The sequence below is a fragment of the Arthrobacter sp. 8AJ genome (assembly GCF_902506025.1).
GTDB lineage: Bacteria > Actinomycetota > Actinomycetes > Actinomycetales > Micrococcaceae > Arthrobacter.
This window is the reverse complement of sequence record NZ_LR733289.1, coordinates 1,117,930-1,136,265: the sequence shown is the minus strand read 5'-3', so window position 1 is coordinate 1,136,265 and position 18,336 is coordinate 1,117,930. Positions and strand designations below refer to the sequence as shown.

At 66.9% G+C, this 18,336-nt stretch carries 17 protein-coding genes; 11 read left to right on the top strand and 6 right to left on the bottom strand.

Features of this window, described 5'->3' with window-relative positions; translation table 11 throughout:
- The first annotated feature begins 32 nt into the window (after positions 1-32).
- On the top strand, positions 33-356 hold the full coding sequence (locus BACI349Y_RS05245) for a hypothetical protein (protein WP_159631090.1): 324 nt from the start codon (positions 33-35) through the stop codon (positions 354-356).
- A 159-nt stretch (positions 357-515) separates the two neighbouring features.
- Here BACI349Y_RS05245 and BACI349Y_RS20215 read toward each other — a convergent pair whose 3' ends face one another.
- Together BACI349Y_RS20215 and BACI349Y_RS05235 are read right to left on the bottom strand one after the other, a co-directional pair.
- A complete protein-coding gene (locus tag BACI349Y_RS20215) occupies positions 516-1,013 on the bottom strand; it encodes a hypothetical protein (protein ID WP_236560740.1) in 498 nt (165 codons plus the stop codon).
- Positions 1,014-1,075: 62 nt separating this feature from the next.
- Complete coding sequence (locus tag BACI349Y_RS05235) at positions 1,076-1,594, bottom strand: MarR family winged helix-turn-helix transcriptional regulator (protein WP_159631088.1); 519 nt, start codon at positions 1,592-1,594, stop codon at positions 1,076-1,078.
- Positions 1,595-1,879: 285 nt separating this feature from the next.
- On the opposite strand from BACI349Y_RS05235, the gene BACI349Y_RS05230 reads away from it, so the two are divergent.
- On the top strand, positions 1,880-2,572 hold the full coding sequence (locus BACI349Y_RS05230) for an ANTAR domain-containing protein (protein ID WP_236560739.1): 693 nt from the start codon (positions 1,880-1,882) through the stop codon (positions 2,570-2,572).
- 473 nt (positions 2,573-3,045) lie between these two features.
- On the opposite strand, the gene BACI349Y_RS05220 is transcribed toward BACI349Y_RS05230, so the two are convergent.
- Positions 3,046-4,317: an MFS transporter gene (locus tag BACI349Y_RS05220; protein WP_236560738.1), complete on the bottom strand. Its 1,272-nt coding sequence runs from the start codon at positions 4,315-4,317 to the stop codon at positions 3,046-3,048.
- Entirely contained in the window at positions 4,301-5,641 is a 1,341-nt protein-coding gene (gene ftsW / locus BACI349Y_RS05215) for a putative lipid II flippase FtsW (protein WP_236560736.1), read from the bottom strand. Before ftsW ends, BACI349Y_RS05220 begins: the two co-directional genes overlap by 17 nt.
- Positions 5,642-5,843: 202 nt before the next feature.
- Between ftsW and BACI349Y_RS05210 the strand changes: the two genes are divergently transcribed.
- Genes BACI349Y_RS05210 through BACI349Y_RS05200 form a run of 3 tightly spaced genes read left to right on the top strand, consistent with a single transcriptional unit; the run spans position 5,844 to position 8,548 of the window.
- On the top strand, positions 5,844-7,382 hold the full coding sequence (locus BACI349Y_RS05210) for an LCP family protein (protein ID WP_159631083.1): 1,539 nt from the start codon (positions 5,844-5,846) through the stop codon (positions 7,380-7,382).
- 60 nt (positions 7,383-7,442) lie between these two features.
- The gene (locus tag BACI349Y_RS05205) at positions 7,443-7,769 is read left to right on the top strand and encodes an ArsR/SmtB family transcription factor (RefSeq protein ID WP_159631081.1); all 327 of its coding nucleotides are present in this window, start codon (positions 7,443-7,445) and stop codon (positions 7,767-7,769) included.
- Positions 7,757-8,548: a cation diffusion facilitator family transporter gene (locus BACI349Y_RS05200; protein ID WP_442858396.1), complete on the top strand. Its 792-nt coding sequence runs from the start codon at positions 7,757-7,759 to the stop codon at positions 8,546-8,548. Before BACI349Y_RS05205 ends, BACI349Y_RS05200 begins: the two co-directional genes overlap by 13 nt.
- Here the strand turns inward: BACI349Y_RS05200 and BACI349Y_RS05195 are convergent.
- On the bottom strand, positions 8,545-9,723 hold the full coding sequence (locus BACI349Y_RS05195; RefSeq protein WP_159631077.1) for an acyltransferase family protein: 1,179 nt from the start codon (positions 9,721-9,723) through the stop codon (positions 8,545-8,547). The two genes, BACI349Y_RS05200 and BACI349Y_RS05195, sit on opposite strands and share 4 nt — an antisense overlap.
- Positions 9,724-9,866: 143 nt before the next feature.
- On the opposite strand from BACI349Y_RS05195, the gene BACI349Y_RS05190 reads away from it, so the two are divergent.
- Positions 9,867-10,604 (top strand): GAF and ANTAR domain-containing protein, encoded by a 738-nt coding sequence (locus BACI349Y_RS05190; protein WP_159631075.1) that lies wholly within the window; start codon positions 9,867-9,869, stop codon positions 10,602-10,604.
- 317 nt (positions 10,605-10,921) lie between these two features.
- On the opposite strand, the gene BACI349Y_RS05185 is transcribed toward BACI349Y_RS05190, so the two are convergent.
- A complete protein-coding gene (locus tag BACI349Y_RS05185; RefSeq protein WP_159631073.1) occupies positions 10,922-12,385 on the bottom strand; it encodes an FAD-dependent monooxygenase in 1,464 nt (487 codons plus the stop codon).
- A 155-nt stretch (positions 12,386-12,540) separates the two neighbouring features.
- Here BACI349Y_RS05185 and BACI349Y_RS05180 point away from each other — a divergent pair, with 155 nt between their 5' ends.
- The 5 genes from BACI349Y_RS05180 to BACI349Y_RS05160 all read left to right on the top strand — a co-directional run bounded on the left by BACI349Y_RS05180 (position 12,541) and on the right by BACI349Y_RS05160 (position 18,246).
- On the top strand, positions 12,541-13,089 hold the full coding sequence (locus BACI349Y_RS05180; protein ID WP_159631071.1) for a hypothetical protein: 549 nt from the start codon (positions 12,541-12,543) through the stop codon (positions 13,087-13,089).
- A 143-nt stretch (positions 13,090-13,232) separates the two neighbouring features.
- A complete protein-coding gene (locus BACI349Y_RS05175) occupies positions 13,233-13,568 on the top strand; it encodes a YciI family protein (RefSeq protein ID WP_159631069.1) in 336 nt (111 codons plus the stop codon).
- Complete coding sequence (locus tag BACI349Y_RS05170; protein ID WP_236560735.1) at positions 13,544-14,821, top strand: RNA polymerase sigma factor; 1,278 nt, start codon at positions 13,544-13,546, stop codon at positions 14,819-14,821. Before BACI349Y_RS05175 ends, BACI349Y_RS05170 begins: the two co-directional genes overlap by 25 nt.
- 222 nt (positions 14,822-15,043) lie before the next feature.
- Positions 15,044-16,690 carry a glycosyltransferase family 2 protein gene (locus tag BACI349Y_RS05165; RefSeq protein WP_159631067.1) on the top strand — a complete coding sequence of 549 codons (1,647 nt, stop codon included), beginning with the start codon at positions 15,044-15,046 and terminating at the stop codon, positions 16,688-16,690.
- The gene (locus BACI349Y_RS05160) at positions 16,687-18,246 is read left to right on the top strand and encodes an ArnT family glycosyltransferase (protein ID WP_159631065.1); all 1,560 of its coding nucleotides are present in this window, start codon (positions 16,687-16,689) and stop codon (positions 18,244-18,246) included. Before BACI349Y_RS05165 ends, BACI349Y_RS05160 begins: the two co-directional genes overlap by 4 nt.
- The last annotated feature ends 90 nt before the right edge of the window (positions 18,247-18,336 follow it).

Sequence of the window (18,336 nt, the reverse complement as noted above, 5' to 3'; positions counted from 1 at the left end):
GTCGCAGCCAATGCCGGGGAAGGCTTTACATCTTGAACTCTAAGCTGAACATCGTGGTCCGGATCGATCTGGACCACAGCAAGGCCCAGGTGATTGCAAAGGGGCATATCACCATCCACAGCATCAACGCCCTCTACGTAGTGGCAAAGCGCGCCAACTCCCTCAGGGGAGGCCTGGACCTGGAGCTCGATATCTCCAGCGCCTGGGTGGATCCGGAAGCGCTGGATATGCTCCACGCCGCTTCCGAGAGCGGGCAGCTGCCAGCAATGATCGATCCGGACCAGGCACCCTGCACCATCAGCGTGCTGGCCGACCGCCGGCATCCACGCACCGCGCCGTCCCGCCTCGCCGCATAGGACTCCCGGCCGCTCGCCGCGCCCACGTTTCGGGCCAGAGCAGGCCGCCAACCACTTCTTCCACCGCTCCAACAACCCGAAGTGCAGCTGCATCTGAACAGACGGATGGCTGCACTTCGGGGCTGTGCGGAGCCCCCGGGCCCCCGCGGGGCCCAAAACTTACATCAGCGGTGATCCGCCATCCAGGAATTCCCGGAGCTCCACCGCGCTCAGGCCGGCAGCCCTGCCCAGGGCCCCCTCCCCCGCGCCGTGCTTCGAGGCGTTCCTGACTGCATTCCCGAACTGCTCCTGCGCAGCGTCGAGCTCCCACTGAAGGCTCTCCACCCGTGCCGAAGCCAGCCGGACTGCTTCCAGGGGGTCGCCGGCCGGGCTGCCGTCCTCCGTGTAGCCGCAGGTACAGGACCATTCCGATGCGCCGAGCTCAAGCGGCGCCCACCCCAGGGACGCGATCGGAACCGGCCCGGAGGTCATTGCCACGCCGCAATGGAAGGGTGCGGCCGGCTCATCAAGCTCCATGGCCGGCGCCGGACCGTCCAGCAGCGCGGACACCGGGGATTCATCGAACGCACTGGGTGCAGTCGGCTGGAGTTGAAATACGTCATCGGCCTGGACGTGGATCCGTTGTCCCGCTGCCTGAGGTTCAAGTACTGCAGTCATGCGATCCGCCATCCGATAGTTTCTAAACAATGTAGCTAGTCTAACTAGGATTAGCCGCTTGTCTAGCGCAAGCCCACCACGTCACCGGGTACCACCGCATCCACAGCCTCGCGCATGCAACCCAGGAAGTGCATCACCGCTTTGATTTCCTCCACCGAAAGCGACTCGGCGGCCTCAAGCATGCGCTTGTGCATCTGGTTAAGGTTGTGCCGCACCTCCTCGTCGGCACCGGGCGTGGGCCGGATGATGACAGCCCGCCGGTCGGAGGGATGGGGCTCACGCGTCACATGGCCGGCTGCCACCAGGCGGTCAACGAGGCTGGTCATGGACGCGGAGGTGATGCCCAGGCGGGCCGCAAGCTGGGTGGGGCGGATGCCAACGCCGGCAGCTTCCGCATCGATCAGGTACCGAAGCGCCAACAGGTCGGTCTCCCCCATCGCGGCGGAGGAGCGGGTGCGCCTTCTCATGGCACTTTCAGAGGTCCGGAACTCCCTGAGGGCGTTAATGACGTCAACAGCACCGGGCTGCGCGCCCTCGCGGGGTGGGTACCAGTAGCCTTCGCTTGCACCGTGCGGGTTCATGCGAATTCCTTCGATATCCTACTTGCTTGGCCGTCTAACAAACCCATCGTAGCCCACTTGCCGCGGCGGTGGCTCCACGGGTCAACGGCCGAACGGGTACCCGCGGAGGGCCTGCAGGAAAAGTAGAGTACCGGCTACTCGTGCCGCTGCCGCGCGGGCCCAATAGGTTTTTGTGCAACCCCCAAGGCAGTACGGCCACGGGGCAATCGCAGATGGGGGTGCAGGGTGGCTTTTGGCCCGGCAGATAATAAGGGGCCCGACCGGCAAGGGTTCCTGCTGGATTTAGTGACAGGGGCCGACGGCGAGGCAGAGTCCCTGCAAAAACTCGCCGGCGCAGCGGCCCGCTGGATGAGCACCACGGCGGGCACGCCGGTTGAGTGCGCAGCCGTGCTGCACCGGCAACGGTCCTGTACCGTCACAGCCGGAAGCACGGCGGGCACCGCCGCCCTTGCAGCCTCGGAGGACGAGCACGTGGACGGCCCCACGGCACTGGGCTCCGCCTTGGCCGCTCCGACAGTGATCGGCCAGGCAGGCGCACGCTGGCAGGCCTACCGGAAGCGGTTACTGGAGCACGGCCTCGGCGCAGCCCTTGCCCTCCCCTTGGAACTGCAGCCCGGCTCGTCCGCGGCCCTCGTTTTCCTGGGCCCACCCGACTACGGTTTCCCCGCCAGGATCCTCGCTGACGCGTCATGGTTCGGCGAGGTGGCATCACAGAGCCTGAAACTGGCCCTCGACGTGCACGGCGTAATCCGTGCGGGGGACAACCTCAAGCAGGTACTGGAGAGCAGGACCAGCATCGACGTTGCCTGCGGCGTGCTGATGGCGCAAAACCGCTGCTCCTACGCCGAAGCCTTCAGCAGGCTCGCCGGCACCTCACGGAACCGCAACCTGAAGGTGCGCAGCGTGGCGGACGGCATCCTGAAGGCGATGCCCAGTGGTGCGCCCAGAACCCGTTTCGAACCCCCGGCGATTGCCTAGGAACTGCTGCGCACCTTCCTTGTGGTCCGCGGGAGCTATGCCTGGTGCCGCGACCGCGCCCTGATAAGTCCGGCCGCCACGAGTCCTGCACATCCGAGTGAAGCCAGCATGCCGCCGAGAGCCACGATGTAATCGGTGATGGTCATTGTCCTGCGCTCCTTCCGTCCTGCCTCCGTACTGCCTGATCCGCCCAAACTACGCGGCGAAACTCAGTGTTCGCTGAAGAATCGCCAGCAGCTTTGGTCAAGATCCGGTCACGGGGCATGCGGAAATCCACATGGTTTAGGCGTGCAATCTTTCCTTTATCACGGTGTTCCGTATTATTCATGCATGTGGACTAAACAAAGCCAGAGCTTCTGCCCCACCTGCGGCAGGACCACCAATCACGTCACCCACTTCCAAAAGGACGACGCCGGTTCCCTGGTTGCGGACGTTCGCTGCGCTGAATGCCCCGAGGTCGCCGGAGCGGTCGCCTAGGAAGGTTCGTTCCCCGAAGACTGCAGCCCCGGGCGCACGGCATGAGGACGGACGACGGCGAAGATCACCATGGCGGCTGCCTGCACTGCCGTGACGGTGATGGCCAGGGCAGGGATTGAGTACTCGTACAGCACACCGATGAGGAAGCTCCCGGCCAGCCAGGCGAGGCCGTAGCACGCAGTGAACATTCCATAGGCGCTCCCCCGCCGTGCCGCCGGAGCCAAGCCCGCCACGCCTGCCCGCATGGTGCTTTCCTGGACGCCCATGGCAGCTCCCCACACCAGCATGCCCGTGACCGCGAGCGCCGTGTTGTTGCTAAAGCCCAGCCACGGCACCGCAGCCGCCAGGACGGGCAGGACCAGGAGGACTTTCAGCCCCACCCGGTCAAAGAGCCAACCGGAGGCCAGGGCGGCCACGGCGTCCACTCCCATGGCCGCGGCGTAGAGGACAGGGACCACCGCCGGCGGGAGGAGCCCGGTGGCCACCAGGTGGAAGGACAACAGCCCGAACGTTGCATAGCCGAACATGGTCAGGCTGCTGAACGCGGCATACAGCCAGTACTGCCGGGGCATGGGAACAGCCTTCACGGAAGCGGGACCGGGTCCGCCAGGAGCAGGGAGCGCGGTGGCCGGTGATGCGTCCGCCGCCTCGTAAACGGCCGGCTCCGGGACCCTTCGCCGCAGCCGGAAGAGAATCAGCATGGCCGCCAGGCCTGGAACAGCAAGCAGCAGGAACCCCGGACCATAACTGCCCGACAACGCCAGGGCCACCCCCACCAGCAGCGGCCCCAGCAGCGCTCCCACCTGGTCCAGCGCCTCGTGCAGTGCGAACGCCTTGCCCTGGCCCAGCGCCGAACCTGCCTCGGCCAGCATGGTGTCCTTCGCCGGGCTCCGGACGGCCTTGCCCAGCCGTTCCGCCAGGACCAGGAGGCAGGCAACCCAGAGCGCGTCAGTGATTCCCAGCAACGGCACGGACACGGCCGTCAGCGCGTACCCGCTGATCGCCAGTGCCCACCGCAGCCCGGGCCTGTCCGCCAGCCGCCCGAACACCAGGCGAAGGACCAGGGCCACAGCCTCCCCGGCGCCGGTGACCACGCTGACCAGGAGCGCGGACGCGCCCAGCGCACCGAGGAACGGGCCGGTAACACTCCGTGCGCCCTCGTACACCATGTCCATCAGCGCGCTGATGATCCCGAAGACCAGGATGAAGCGGATGGCGGTCATGGGCGCCGCGGGAACGCTCCCGGCGGCGCTAGCGCTGGTGGGCATACTCCCGGACCTGCTTCACCGCACGATCAGCCACGGCACCATTCTGCCCGCCACCGTTCTGTCCGGCACCGTTCTGTCCGGCACCGTTCTGCCTGGCACCGCGCGAGCGGGCCCGGCGCACGCGGGCGCCGCGGCGCACGGGGGGAACAGTTCCTTCCGGACGGGTCACGGCAAGGATCACCCCAATCCCGGCCAGGGAGGAGACCATGGCTGAACCGCCGTAGGAGATGAACGGAAGCGGCACGCCGATCACGGGCAGCAGCCCGCTGACCATGGCGATGTTGATCACGGCCTGGCCCAGGATCCACGTGATCACGCTGCAGGCCACGGTCCGCGAGAACGTGTCCGTGGTGCGGGCAATGGTCTTGAACACGGCAATGGCCAGGATGGCGAACAGGCCCAGCACCAGGAGCGAACCGGCCAGGCCCAGTTCCTCGCCGAGGATTGAGAAGATGAAGTCGTTGTGGGCTTCCGGGATCCAGTTCCATTTCTGCCGGCTCTGCCCCAGGCCCACGCCGAACCAGCTGCCGGAGGCCAGGGCGTAGGCGCCGTGCTGCGCCTGGTAGCCCATGCCCTGCGCGTCCTCGTCGGAGCCCATGCCCAGCCAGGAGGAGATCCGGCCCATCCTGTTGCCGCTGGTGGCTGCGAGTACCAGGGCGCCCGCCGCGCAGATCAGGCCGGCCACGGAGAACACCTTCATCCGCACGCCGCCGTAGAACATGGTGGCGGCGAGGATCATCATGATGATCATGGTGGTGCCAAGGTCGTGCCCCAGCGCCACGATGCCCATGATCAGTGCTCCGGCCGGTCCCAGCGGGATGACCGCGTGCTTCCACTGCCCCAGCAGGGCCTGCTTCCGGTCCAGGATCCCGGCGCCCCAGACAATCAGCGACAGTTTGGCGAACTCGGACGGCTGCGCGGTGAAGCCTCCCACGCTCAGCCAGTTCCGGTTGCCGTTCACGGACATGCCCAGCGGCGTGAACACCAGCACCAGGGCAAACAGGGAACCGATCAGCAGCGGCCAGCCCAGCCAGCGGATCCGCCGCACCGACATGCGCGCCAGCACCAGCATGATCACCACGCCGGCCACGGTCCACATGGCCTGCTTCAGGGGAAGATCGTACGGATTGTTTCCTGCCGCCACGGATTCCACGGACGACGCCGATGCCACCTCCACGAGTCCGATCGCCGAGAGCGTGAGGACCACCGCCAGGATCAGCGGCCGGAGGCGTCCCGGGGAGTCGTCCTCCAGCCACACCGCCAGTTTGCCCAACCCGCGCCGGGCAGGACGGCCCGTCCCGCGCTGCTTTTGTCCTGTATTCATCTGTCCGTTCCTCAGCCTGCACACCAGGGCTTCCCCCATGGCCGGGCCCACCTCCGGGGCGGGTACCGCCGAGAAGAAAGAGTACGCCCCTGCGCCCGGTGCACGGCACCGGGACACCCGCCAGCCCAAGTGTTCTGGGCGAATTGCCAGCTTGGGCGTGTAGCGTAGCGGAAACCTGTCCCCTCCCGAAGGTCATTTTGTCGTGTTCGGTTCCAAAAAATCCCCCGGCCCGGAACAGGAAGCCGCCAGCCCCGCCGCCTACCCAGGCCAAGGCGAGCTGTACGCGGCCAGTTCCCGCCGCCGTCGCCCCTTCCGCCGTGCCCCGCGCTGGGTCAAGGCCGTCACCGCACTGGTGTCGGTGCTGCTCCTGGGCGTCCTGGCGTTCGGCGGCTACTGGGCTTGGCGCCTGCAGTCCAACATCAGCACCTCGGAGCTGACCGCCGGCGGCCAGCGCACCGAGGGCGCCGTGAATGACAGCACCGACCGTCTGCAGATTTTGGTGCTGGGCTCAGACACGCGGGAAGGCAACAACAGCCAGTTCGGCACGGCGGACCAGTCCTCCGGCTACGGGCAGTCGGACGTGATGATGCTGCTGGATATCTCGGCGGACAACAAGCACGTCAACGTCATTAGTTTCCCCCGTGACCTGCTGGTGGACGTGCCCGCGTGCACGGATTCCAAGACCAACCAGAAGTATCCCGAGCAGAAGAGCGCCATGATCAACAGCGCCATGGCCCAGGCCGGCATCGGCTGCGCCGTGGACACGGTGAACAAGCTCATGGGCCTGGAAGTGGACCACTTCATGATGGCTGACTTCAACGCCGTGAAGGAGCTCTCCAACGCAGTGGGCGGCGTGGAGGTCTGCGTCACCGCCGCCGTCAACGATCCCGATTCGCACCTGACGCTGCCCGCCGGCAAGTCCCAGGTGCAGGGCGACCAGGCGCTGGCGTTCCTGCGCACCCGGCACGCCTTCGCCAACGGCGGAGACCTGGGCCGCATCCAGGCCCAGCAGGGCTTCCTGGCCTCACTGAGCCGCAAGCTCAAGTCCGAGGGAACCCTGGGCAACCCGCAGAAGACGCTGACCATCGCCGATACCATCACCAAGAACCTGACGGTCGATTCGGGATTGTCCTCCATCCCGTCGCTGCTCACCATCGCCAACCGGCTGAAGAACATCGATCCAGCCAACATCAACTTCATTACCACCCCCACGGTGCCGTCGCCGCAGGACCCCAACCGGCTGACCCTCGATGAACCGGCGGCGTCCAACTTCTTCGCCGCCCTGCGCAACAGCCCGGACCTGAGCCAGCCTGCCCCCGAGGCGCCCACGGAGACGCCCGCAACACCCGCCGCCCCGGCCTACGACAAGTCGCTGCAGCCGGTCTCCATCGCCAACGGCACCGGGGTCACGGGCCGGAGCAACGCGATTGCCGGCCTGCTCTCGGATGCCGGTTTCACCAAACTGACCAAGTTGCAGGCCCAGGCGCAGAGCCAGACCATGGTCTATTACTCCGCCGGGTTCGAGGACGTCGCTGCCGATGTGGCAGCACTGTTCGGCCTGCCGGCCACCAGCGTCCAGCAGGTGGCGAACATCCAGGGCGTGCAGCTGTACGCCGGCACGGACTTTGCCACCGGCGACAAGCCCGCTGCACCGCCGTCGTCCGCTGACTCCTCCGGCAGTGTGGTGGCGCAGACCGGCAGCGACCAGACCTGCCAGTCAGCCAACCCCACCGGCTACTAAACCAGCCCACGCAAGGGATCCATTTTTGCCTGAATACAGCAACGGCTGTACTTTGGGAGGATGCAGACACTCACCCATGCGCCCGTGCTGGCCCGCTTCGGCTATGCGGTCTCGGACCCCACCCGTGCGCGGGTGCTGTTGGCTCTTGCAGAGTCGCCGTCCTATCCCTCGGACCTGGCGGACAGCCTGAAGGTGTCCCGCCAAAGCATGTCCAACCACCTCACCTGCCTGCGTGGCTGCGGCCTGGTGGTTGCCGCGCCGGATGGGCGGCGGAGCCGGTACGAGCTGGCGGACGCGCGGATCGGTCATGCCATCAAGGACCTGCTGAACGTTGTCCTGGCTGTTGACCCTGCGTGCTGCGCGCCTGACGGGGAGTGCCTGGCGTGACCGGGGCACCTACTGAACCCAGCACGGATCGCCGGCGGATTCTGACCCGGCGGATCAGGCTCTTGGCAGCAGCCACCATCACCTACAACATCATTGAGGCCATCGTGGCACTGTGGGCCGGCGGCGCGGCTGATTCCTCCGCGCTGATCGGCTTCGGCCTGGATTCCGTGATCGAAGTGGCCTCCGCCGTGGCGCTGTCCTGGCAGTTCTCTGCCAAGGACCCCGAGCGGCGCGAGCATCTGACGCTGCGGATCATCGCCGTTTCCTTCTTCGCCCTGGCCGCCTTCGTGGCGGTGGATGCCATCCGGTCCTTGGTCGGGGCCGGGGAAGCGCAGCATTCGGTGCCGGGCATCATCATTGCGGCATTGAGCCTGGCCATCATGCCCATCCTGTCCTGGGCGCAGCGCCGTGCCGGGCGGGAACTTGGCTCCAGGACGGCTGTAGCGGACTCCAAGCAGACGCTGTTGTGCACGTACCTCTCCGCAGTGCTGCTGGTGGGCCTGGTCCTGAACAGCAGCCTGGGCTGGTGGTGGGCCGACGCCGGAGCAGCACTGGTCATCGCCGCCATTGCCGTCCGTGAAGGCATCAACGCCTGGCGCGGGGACTCCTGCTGCGCTGTTCCGCCCCGCGTGGACGCGTTGGAAGAAAGTACGGGCTGCTGCCCGGGCTGCTCCGCGTCCAGTCCCGCGTCCGCTTCTGCCGGCGGACAGCCCCTGGGCCTGCCAACCGTCAGAAACGACGGGTTTTCAGGCAGCGGACAGAGGACCAGCGGCACTTAGCCTGCTGACGCCCCTACGGATGCCCGGGAAGGGCCGGCGGAGGAAGGCACGACGGCGGGCTCCAGCTTCCGGTTCGCCCAGAGCCGGAGCGGCCGCTCAACGAAGCGGAAGGACGCGTACGCCAGCAGCACGGTGAAGGCTGCGGTCAGGGCGATGCGGAGCGGAAGGGCCGGGATGAGGGGCATCAGCAGCAGGTAGACCGGCAGGTGCCAGAGGTACATGGCGTAGGAAAGATCGCGGCCCGGGCGGGCCAGCCAGGGATGGCTGAGGATGCGCGACAGGAAACCGGCAGGCTGCAGGACCAGCGAGCCGATCAAGACGGCCGAGATCAGCGCGAGCGCCGTGGGGCCCACCGTCCAGAACGTGTTGAACCAGGCTCCGGGGGTATCGGGCTCCTTCAGCAGGAACAGCGCGGCCACCAGGGCCAGGCCGGCAAGCGGGGCACCCCAGCGGGCCACCGATGCCATGGCGTTGTGCAGCCGGGAACCCTGCCGCACCGCGGTGAACAGCAGCGCCAGCGCGCAGCCGATCAGCAGTTCGTCGGCCCGGGTGTCCGGGCCGTTGTAGATGCGGTCCAGCGGCTTGCCCGCGTTGACCAGCAGGAACCGGTTCAGCACGAAGCCTGCGGCCAGGGCCACGGTGGCGATGGCTGTGGTGCGGACCTTCCAGAACCGGAGCATCACCAGCAACAGCAGCGGCCACACCAGGTAGAACTGCTCCTCCACGGCCAGCGTCCACGTGGGGCCCAGGGTTTCGCCGGCAATGGAGTCGCCGAACATGCCAAAGTGCGCCAGGTTCATCACGTAGCCGGCAGCGGGTAGGACAAACCCCGCCTGCCCGCCCCAGCCTGAGTCGGGAAACACGACGCCTGCCGCCACGATCACAGCGCAAAGGGCCAACAGCGCCGGCCAGAGGCGGGCCAGGCGCTTGGCGTAGAAGATGCCCAGGTGCAGCCTGCCGGTGGCGATCCGTTCCTTCATGATCAGCAGCGTGATCACAAAGCCGCTGAGCGTGAAGAACACGTCCACGCCGATGGAGCCACCCGGCATGGACTCGGTTGCCGTATGGAAGAAAAACACGCCGGCAACGGCGATGATCCGGAGCCCGTCCAGGGCATGCTTGCGCCCGGCGAGGAGCCCTGTTCCGGGCGCCGCCGGACCTGCTGGTGCTGACAAATTTGCGCTGCTTGACCTCAAAACCACTAAGCAAGCATATATAACGTTTCCATAACTGCGCTGTACGGCAGCTGGGCGGCGGCTGGCAAGAGAGGGTCCAGAGCGCCCTTGTGGAGGCTGGCCGCCGCTTCTACATTGAAGGCATGGTGGACCAGGACATGGCAGAAGACCTCGAAGAGCTTGTGGACCTCATCGCCGGAATGGAGGACATCAAATCCGTCCTCGACGACCTCACCGGATATGCGGCGGCCACCATGACCAGCACCACGGGAGAGCCCATCGAGTGCGCCGTTACCCTGCACCGCCGCAAACTCACCGCCACCATCGGCGGCAGCAGCAGCAGGGCCGTGGTGCTGGACCGGATTGAACAATCGCTGGGAGACGGGCCCTGCATCGAGGCCCTCGAAACCGGGGTTCCTGTCCTGCTGGATGACGTGTCCTCGGACCCGCGGTGGCCTGAGTACCGCACGGCGCTTTCCGCCGCGGGCGTCGCCAGCTCGCTGGGCGTACCCATGAAGCTGGATAACGACGCCGGCGCGGTCCTCGATTTCTTTGCTCCCGTCAGCGGACTCTTCAGTGAGCGGGCGGTCGCCGACGCGGCGAGGTTCGGCGACATGGCGGGCAAGGCGCTCCGGCTGGCCGTGCGGATCGCATCAGCGGAGCAGCGCGCCGACAACCTGAAAGCCGCGATGGACACCAGGACCGTCATCGACCTGGCCTGCGGGATCATCATGGCGCAAAACAAGTGCACCAAGGACGAAGCGTTCGACGTCCTCCGCAGCGCCTCCAACAGCAGGAACCAAAAGCTCAACGAGCTCGCCGAGGGACTGGTGAACCGCTTCTCAGGCCGCAAGGATGCGAAGGCCCACTTCGACGACTGAAGAGTCCGTGGCCCGGGGGCCAGCGACGCTGCTGGTCCCCGGAGTGTAAGACGGGATGTGGCCCACCCCCGAAAATTGGATACCCTGGGCCACATCCGCGTCGGCTTCACGGACTGTCGCATGCCTGGGAATGGTTGGCCAGCGGCCCGGAACGAGTCGGGGTGGCTGTGGATAAGGGTTCCTTAGGCAGCAACAGATGGGCCGCCTGCCTGACCCGGGGATCAGCCTAACAAACCCGTGCCGCCGGGCAATAGGGGGCGGTCCCGCAGTTTTTGCTCAACTTCCTGCGATTAATGCATCTGTGGCGCCCGGAGGGCTCATGAACCCTTCACCGGCCCAAATTTGCCGAACCACGTGCCGAGGGCCTCGGCGAGCCCGTCCGCTGAGCCTTCGCCCACCCAGGCTACGTAACCGTCGGGCCGGACCAGGACTGCCGTTGGCGCGGCAACCGCGCCCAGCACGGGAAGCTGCCACGCGCCGTCGTACGTTGCCCGGACGTGCTGCACGTACCCGGCCCACGCGACAGGTTCCAGCCCCGGGCCACCGAATTCCAGCAGCACCGGACGGCCCCGGTGCAGTAACCCGTACACCCTGGCCGGCCCGGCGCCAGTGGTGATGTCCAGGTCCGGCATCCGGCGGCCCAGCAGCGGGTGGCCCGGACCCACCTTGTAGGCGACGTCGAGCCCGGTGATGAGTGCCGCGATCGGAGCTCCCGCACCGTCAACGCGGAGCACCTCGCCGAGCAGGTCGCGCAGGGCTTCCTGCCGCGGATCGGACTTCTGAAAGAGGGACTGGGCCATGGTGTACTTGAGCGCCCGCTCCCCCGCCGGGTGGCGCTCCGCGTGGTAGGTGTCCAGCAGCCCGGCGCCGGAGATGCCCTGCAGCACCTGCCCCAGCTTCCAGCCCAGGTTGACGGCGTCCTGCAGCCCCAGGCCGATGCCCAGCCCGCCCGTGGGTGAATGGACATGGGCGGCATCACCGGCCAGCAGCACCCGGCCCTTCCGGTAGGACTCCGCCTGCCGGGTGGCGTCCGTGAAGCGCGACAGCCACGTGGGGCTGTGGACCCCGAAGTCGGTGCCGAACACGTCCGTCAGGGCCTGGCGCAGCTCGGCCAGGGTCGGCTCGGCAGCCGGACCGAGGGAGGCTTCGGTCACCACCACCCGGACCAGGCCGCCACCCATCGGGTGCAGCCCATGGATACCGCGCCCGTCCACCTTCCCCTGCTGGACGGGCTCCCCCGCCACCTCCACCTCCGCGATCAGGCTGCTCCGCGTCGCATCCGGACCCACCATCGGAATGCCCGCTGCCCGCCGCACCATGCTGCGCCCACCGTCGGCACCCACGACGTAGCGGGCCCGCACAGGTCCGCCGGCGGCAAGCTGGACCTCCACGCCGTCGTCGTCCGCCGAAACTCCGGTGACCTCCACGCCGCGCCGGATCTCCACGCCCAGCTCCTCCACCCACTCCAGCAGCAGCCGCTCGATGTGGTTCTGGAACAACGCCAGCGTGTACGGGTGACGCGTGGGCAGCCCGCCCAGGTCCAGCTGCGTATTGCCGAAGGAGGCCGTCTGGACGGTCTTGCCCGCGGCGAGGAAGCGCTCCGCGATGCCGCGCTGGTCCAGCAGCTCAATGGTGCGCGAATGGATTCCGCCGCCGCGCGAGCCGGCCAGCTCCTGGGAGGGGCGCCGCTCCAGGAAAACCGCGTCCACTCCCGCCAGCCGGAGCTCCCCCGCCAGCATCAACCCCGTGGGTCCGCAGCCCACAATCACCGCATCATGCATACCGTCCCCGTTCTGTTCGACGGCCAGTATGCGGCCGGACGGGGGCCTTGCGGCAAGGCCCCCGTGGCGAGGTACCTTGGAAATGCGGGGAGCACTGCGGCGGCCGGCAGCGGCTGCCGATGGCCACGCCCCCCGGCCCTGTTTAGTATTTCCCCATGAAGGACTGGGTCCGGGCACATCCCTACAAAGCCTTTGCCCTGGGTTACGTGGCATATTTCGTGCTCACTACGGGGGTCTGGATGGCCGTCGGACACACCCTGGAAGACGCCCTGGTCACTGCCGTCATATGGACCCTGGGCTATGCGGCGTTCGCTTACGTTGGCTTGCGGCAGCGGCTCAAGGCAAAGGCGCGTCTCGAGGAACACGGCCAAATCCGGGCTTACATCCGCTACCCGGAAGCGCTCACCGGTTCGCTTGGACGCATCTGGAACCAAGGGATTCTGACACCCGGCGCCGGCACTATCCACTTCCAACCTGCGGTTTACGACTCGCTCGAGCCGTCAGGGCGGCCTCGCACGCTGACAGTGCATCAGTTGCTCCCGGAGCGGCGCAACGTGACCGGGAAGGACCGCAACTACATCCAGGAATTTGAGGTCCAGGCCCTGACGCTGATGACGGACGGCGGCAAGGTAGAGATCGCAGGGCACCCCGAGACGCTGGACAAGCTACAGGAGCGCCTGGGTGCGGACATTGCAGAAGGGTGACGTCACGACGGCGGCACGCGGCTTCTGCCCGGAAGCCGCCCTTGAAAATCGCTTCGTGCTGTTGTCGATTTGTGCGTCCCGTGCACGTCGTATGGGTAGGAGCCCGGTGAAGGGGCTCTGCACAAACGGCAAAGGAGCATGACATGTCCAAGTATTTGATCCTGATCTACCAGGACGAGGCCGTGGCCCGGCAGGCCGAAGGGGAATCCATCAGCGCCAGCTATCAGGAGTTCCAGCAACGGCACGGCGCGTCCCTGCTCGGCGGCGCAGCCCTGCATCCCTCCTCCACGGCGACGTCAGTCCGCCGCGACGGGGCCGGCGGGTTCCTGGTCACGGACGGCCCGTTCGCCGAGTCGAAGGAAACCCTGGGCGGCTATTACCTCATCGAGGCAGCTGACCTCGATGAGGCGCTTGAGATCGCCAAGGAAGTTCCGGCCGGCGTCGGAGTTGAGGTGTGGCCCGTACGGGTGGCGAACTGATGCCGGAGGCCGCCAGCCCGGAGGTTGCCGCGGCGGTCGCTGACGCGCACCGCCGTGAATGGGCCTTCGTCCTGGCGGCCACGGTCCGTGTTGCCGGCAGCATCGATGCCGCCGAGGAAGCCGTCCAGGAGGCGTACGCCAGCGCCTTGGCCACCTGGGGAACGAGCGGCATTCCGCGGAACCCGGGGGCGTGGCTCACGGTGGCGGCACGACGGCGGGCCCTGGACATGCACCGGCGTGCGGCAACGGCTCAACGGGCGCTGCCCAAGCTGCTTGGGCGGGAGGATGACGACGGCGGCCTGCCGGACATGGCGCCCGAAGAGGTCCCCGACGACCGGCTCCGGCTCATCTTCACCTGCTGCCATCCTGCCTTGGCACTCGACGCCCGGGTGGCCCTGACGCTGCGGCTGCTGTGCGGGCTGTCCACGGCCGAGGTGGCACGGGCGTTCCTCGTCCCCGAGGCCACGATGGCGGCCCGCATCACCCGTGCCAAGAAGAAGATCGCGGCGGCCAATATCCCGTACCGGGTGCCGCCGGCAGGCGAGCTGCCCGGGCGGCTGGATGGCGTGCTGTCGGTGGTGTACCTGGTGTACACCACCGGGCACACCGCCCCGTCGGGCGTTGACCTGATGCGCCGGGACCTCGCCGACCGCGGGCTGGAACTGGCCAGGATGCTGCGCGTCCTGCTTCCCGGAGACCGCGACGTGGCCGGACTCCTGGCCCTGGTCCTGCTCACCGGGGCCCGCAGGGACGCCCGGGTCGATGACCAGGATGAGGTGGTTCTCCTGGAGAACCAGGACCGGTCCAAGTGGGACCGGCAGGCCATCGCGGAAGGCGTGGCGCTCCTGGGGGAATCACTTGCCGGACGGCCTCCGGGGCGTTTCGCCCTCATGGCGGCGATCGCAGCCGTGCATGACGAGAGCCCGTCCTGGCTGGACACCGACTGGCAGGAAATCCTGGCTCTCTACGACCTGCTCATGGACAGGTGGCCGTCCCCGGTGGTCCGGCTCAACCGCGCCATCGCCCTGGGGTTCGCGGTGGGTTACGCGGAAGGCCTGGCGGAACTTGACGTCCTGGGAGGCGACCCGCAATTGGCCCGCTACCCGTATCTGGCTGCCGCACGCGGGGATTTCCTGGTCCGGCTTGGCCGCCCGGAAGAGGCACGGGTGGCGTTCGAGGAGGCGCTGATCCTCACGGACAACGACGCTGAGCGCCGGTTCCTCCATGGCCGGTTGAGCGCGTTGGGCGGGTGACGGCCGCGCATCTGAAGGTCCGCTCCGGCGTCTGCTTTTGCCAGTATTCCAAGTAGTTCTTTGGCGCCTCGCGGCCGAAAAGACAGGTACCACCTCTTGTATCGAGGCCTGCAGACCGCAACCTAGGCTGACTTCACCGCCAAGGTAGCAACACTGGAACTACAAGTCGCCATCGCAGCACACCTGCCTGGAAGCGAAGACTGCGACTCATCGGGAGCAACCATGTTTTTTGACGTGCAGCGGCTGCGGCCCGGCGGCCCACCAGCCCTCGGAAATGCGGCAGACAGCCCCACCATCGTCCCCAGCCGGACCGGCTTGGCATGGCTCATGCCGCCCCAGGACGGGGAGAAATACTCCTATCTGCGCACGCCGCAGCACCGCTGGGTGTTCTGGCTGTCTGCGCTGGCCATGGCCGGTTTTGCGGCCAGCTTCGTCGGCCTGGCCACCCAGTCCTACTGGACCCTGGTCTTCCTTCTGCCACTCGTCCTGCTGGTCACCGAACAGTGCCTCAGCCTCCGGACCTCCACCTACCGCCGGCGCATTTCAATGGCTGACCACGCGGCCACCGTCGAACTGTGGGAACCCACCCAGGTGCCGAGTGTCGACGTCTTCATTCCCACCTGCGGGGAAGATCTGGAGGTGCTGGCCAACACCGCGCACCACGTCCGGAACCTGCAGTGGCCGGGTGTGCTCCGGGTCCATGTACTGGACGACGCCGGGCGCGAGGAAGTGCGTGAACTCGCCGTTGGGAGCGGTTTTGGCTACGTGGCCCGGCCGGGCAACGCCTTCAAGAAGGCCGGGAACCTTCAGCACGCCTTCGAGCGCACGTCCGGCGATCACGTGGTGATCTTCGATGCGGACTTCGTGCCCCGGCCGGACTTCCTGCTGGAGCTCGTGCCGTACCTGGACGATCCGACGGTGGGGATCGTGCAGAGCCCGCAACACTTCTACACCCACAAGTCGATGTCCTGGCTGGAGCGGTGTGCCGGAGCCACCCAGGAGATGTTCTACCGCTTCATCCAGCCCTCGCGGGATGCGGTGGGCGCCGCAATCTGCGTGGGCACATCAGCCGTTTATCGCCGCCAGGCGCTGATGGCCATCGGAGGTTTCCCGCAGATCGGCCACAGCGAGGACGTCTACACCGGCCTCCACATGAAGGAGCAGGGGTACCAGCTCAAGTATGTGCCAGTGCTGCTCTCCCGGGGCCAGTGCCCTACAGACATCGATTCGTTTATTTCCCAGCAGTACCGCTGGTGTGAGGGATCGATGTCGCTCGTGGCGGCGGATTCATTCCACGACACCCCGTCGCTGACGCTGCCCCAGCGGATGAGCTTTTGGTCAGGTTTCCTGTATTACATGAGCACGGCGATGCTGGCGCTTCTCGCACCCATTCCGCTGATCGTCATGGCGTTCTTTTTCCCGGCGAACATCACGCCGCTCAACTCCCTGCCACTGCTGGGCGCGATTGTGCTGTGGCTGATCGCGCTGCCGGTGGTTTCCCTGGGCCGCTGGCGGCTGGACGTGCTGCGCGTCCAGGCCATTTATGGTTTCGCCCACCTCTTCTGCATCGCTGATATGTTCCGGGGCCTGGTGTCGGAATGGGTGCCCACCGGCAGCGCATCGGCGCAGATCCCCGTCGCCCGGCGGGTACGGTCCTTCATGGGTCCATACATCCTGGCCACCCAGGCTCTGACCCTGGTGGGTTTGTGCTTGGGGGTCAACCAATACGGGATCGAGCAGTTCTGGGCCGCCATTGTCCTCTTCGCGCTCTCGTCCTACGTGTTCGTTCCGGTGGGGATCCTGGCGATGGGCCGGGGAATCTTCTCTGCGGCCAAACCAGCCGCTGTGGCAATCGTGGAGAGCGCGTGAGCACGGGCGTCGCCGCCCGTCCCACGTGGCGGGCGGCGCTGGAGTCATTCCTTCCGGCTGCCAAACGGCCCAGCGCGGACAAGTACATCCGGCGCATTCCCATCGCCCTGATCCTTTTGGTGCAGGCGGTCTCGGCGCTCCGGCTCAGCAACACCGCTTTCCAGGACGAAGCGCTGTATTTGTACACCGGCGACTGGATCCTGAAATCCTGGGCGGACCCGCACGTGGTGGTGTACACGCATCCGGAGTCATTCTTCTCCGGTGCACCCATGCTCTACCCGGTGCTGGGTGCACTGCTGGACCGGCTCGGCGGCCTGGCCTTGGCCCGTTTGTTGTCCACGGTCTGCATGCTCAGCGCCACGGCGGCGGTCTACTGGGGTACAAACGTGCTGTTCGACCACCACGCCCGGCCACGCACCGCGGGTATCTTCGCCGCTTTCGTCTTCGCCCTCTCTGCGCCGGTCACCTTCCTGTCCAACTTCGCCACCTTCGACGCCCCCAGCTTCGCCCTCATCGCCTGGGCGGCCGCGCTGAGCATCTGGTCCAGCAAGCGCAACCGCTCCATTGTGTGGGGCGTGCCCATCGGGGTCCTCTGCTCCCTGGCCGTGCTGCTGAAATACTCCTCGGCCATCGACGTCCCGTTCGTCATGCTGCTGACCCTGGTCGTGGGGTGGGCGGTCCGCTCCACCCGGGGGACGGCGGTGGCCCGCGGCGCGGTTGCCGGGCTCACCGCGCTGGTCCTGCTGGTGGGCTCGGCGCTGACCTGGGGGTCGGCGCTGCTGGCGGGCCTCCAGAAGACCACCACGGACCGGGCCGCCATGGTGCACCAGACTCCTGTCCTCACGCTGGTCGGCCAGGTGGGGTTGTGGGCCGGTCTCACCTTCGCCCTCATGATCGCCGGCGGCATCTACCTGATGCGCCGCCAACCGGTCCTCGCGGTGCTGATGCTTGCCGGTACCATCGCGGCCACCGGCTACCAGATCTGGATGGGCGAGGCCGTGTCCCTGCACAAGCACCTCACCCTTGGCATCATTTTCGGTGCGCCGCTGGCCGGGGCAGTGCTATCGGCCCTGGTCCGCACCGGGCGGAAGGTCACCGTTCTGCTCGTTGCGGCGGCGTGCTACGCCGTGCTGGTAACGGGGCTGATGCAGTCCGAGAAGCTGTTCCACGTGTGGCCTGCCACCACTCCCCTGCACAACACGGTCGAGTTCGCCGTGGACTCCATGCCCTGGATCCGCACGCTGGCTGAGGTCCCTGAGCCGTTGATGTACTCGCTGAAGGACAAGACCGGACCCTGGCAGTGGACGGCGACGTACGACGGTTCGTTCTTTTACGACGACCCCGATGAAGGCGACAGGGTCTTCCAGGGACTGGACGCATACCAGCACGCGCTGGAGGACAACTACTTCCAGCTCGTTGTCCTCGACCGGAGCACCCCAATCGGCCAACAGCTGCAGCCGGAGGAGTTCGGCTTCGCACAGACTGACACGGTCACCGACGCCGCGTCCGGCCACACCTGGCGGATCTACCAGAGGTTTGACCACATCCCCCAGTGACTGGGTGTGGCCGTTGCACAACAAAGGGAAGGCCCCTCCTAGGAGGGGCCTTCAACGTAGTGGTCATTTGTCTTCTGGTATCGGTCAGCG

Bases quoted from the DNA above. Each gene is read 5' to 3' on its own strand.
- BACI349Y_RS20215 (WP_236560740.1), bottom strand. From the start codon at position 1,013: ATGACTGCAGTACTTGAACCTCAGGCAGCGGGACAACGGATCCACGTC.
- BACI349Y_RS05235 (WP_159631088.1), bottom strand. From the start codon at position 1,594: ATGAACCCGCACGGTGCAAGCGAAGGCTACTGGTACCCACCCCGCGAG.
- BACI349Y_RS05220 (WP_236560738.1), bottom strand. From the start codon at position 4,317: ATGCCCACCAGCGCTAGCGCCGCCGGGAGCGTTCCCGCGGCGCCCATG.
- ftsW (WP_236560736.1), bottom strand. From the start codon at position 5,641: ATGAATACAGGACAAAAGCAGCGCGGGACGGGCCGTCCTGCCCGGCGC.
- BACI349Y_RS05205 (WP_159631081.1), top strand. From the start codon at position 7,443: ATGCAGACACTCACCCATGCGCCCGTGCTGGCCCGCTTCGGCTATGCG.
- BACI349Y_RS05190 (WP_159631075.1), top strand. From the start codon at position 9,867: ATGGTGGACCAGGACATGGCAGAAGACCTCGAAGAGCTTGTGGACCTC.
- BACI349Y_RS05185 (WP_159631073.1), bottom strand. From the start codon at position 12,385: ATGCATGATGCGGTGATTGTGGGCTGCGGACCCACGGGGTTGATGCTG.
- BACI349Y_RS05180 (WP_159631071.1), top strand. From the start codon at position 12,541: ATGAAGGACTGGGTCCGGGCACATCCCTACAAAGCCTTTGCCCTGGGT.
- BACI349Y_RS05175 (WP_159631069.1), top strand. From the start codon at position 13,233: ATGTCCAAGTATTTGATCCTGATCTACCAGGACGAGGCCGTGGCCCGG.
- BACI349Y_RS05165 (WP_159631067.1), top strand. From the start codon at position 15,044: ATGTTTTTTGACGTGCAGCGGCTGCGGCCCGGCGGCCCACCAGCCCTC.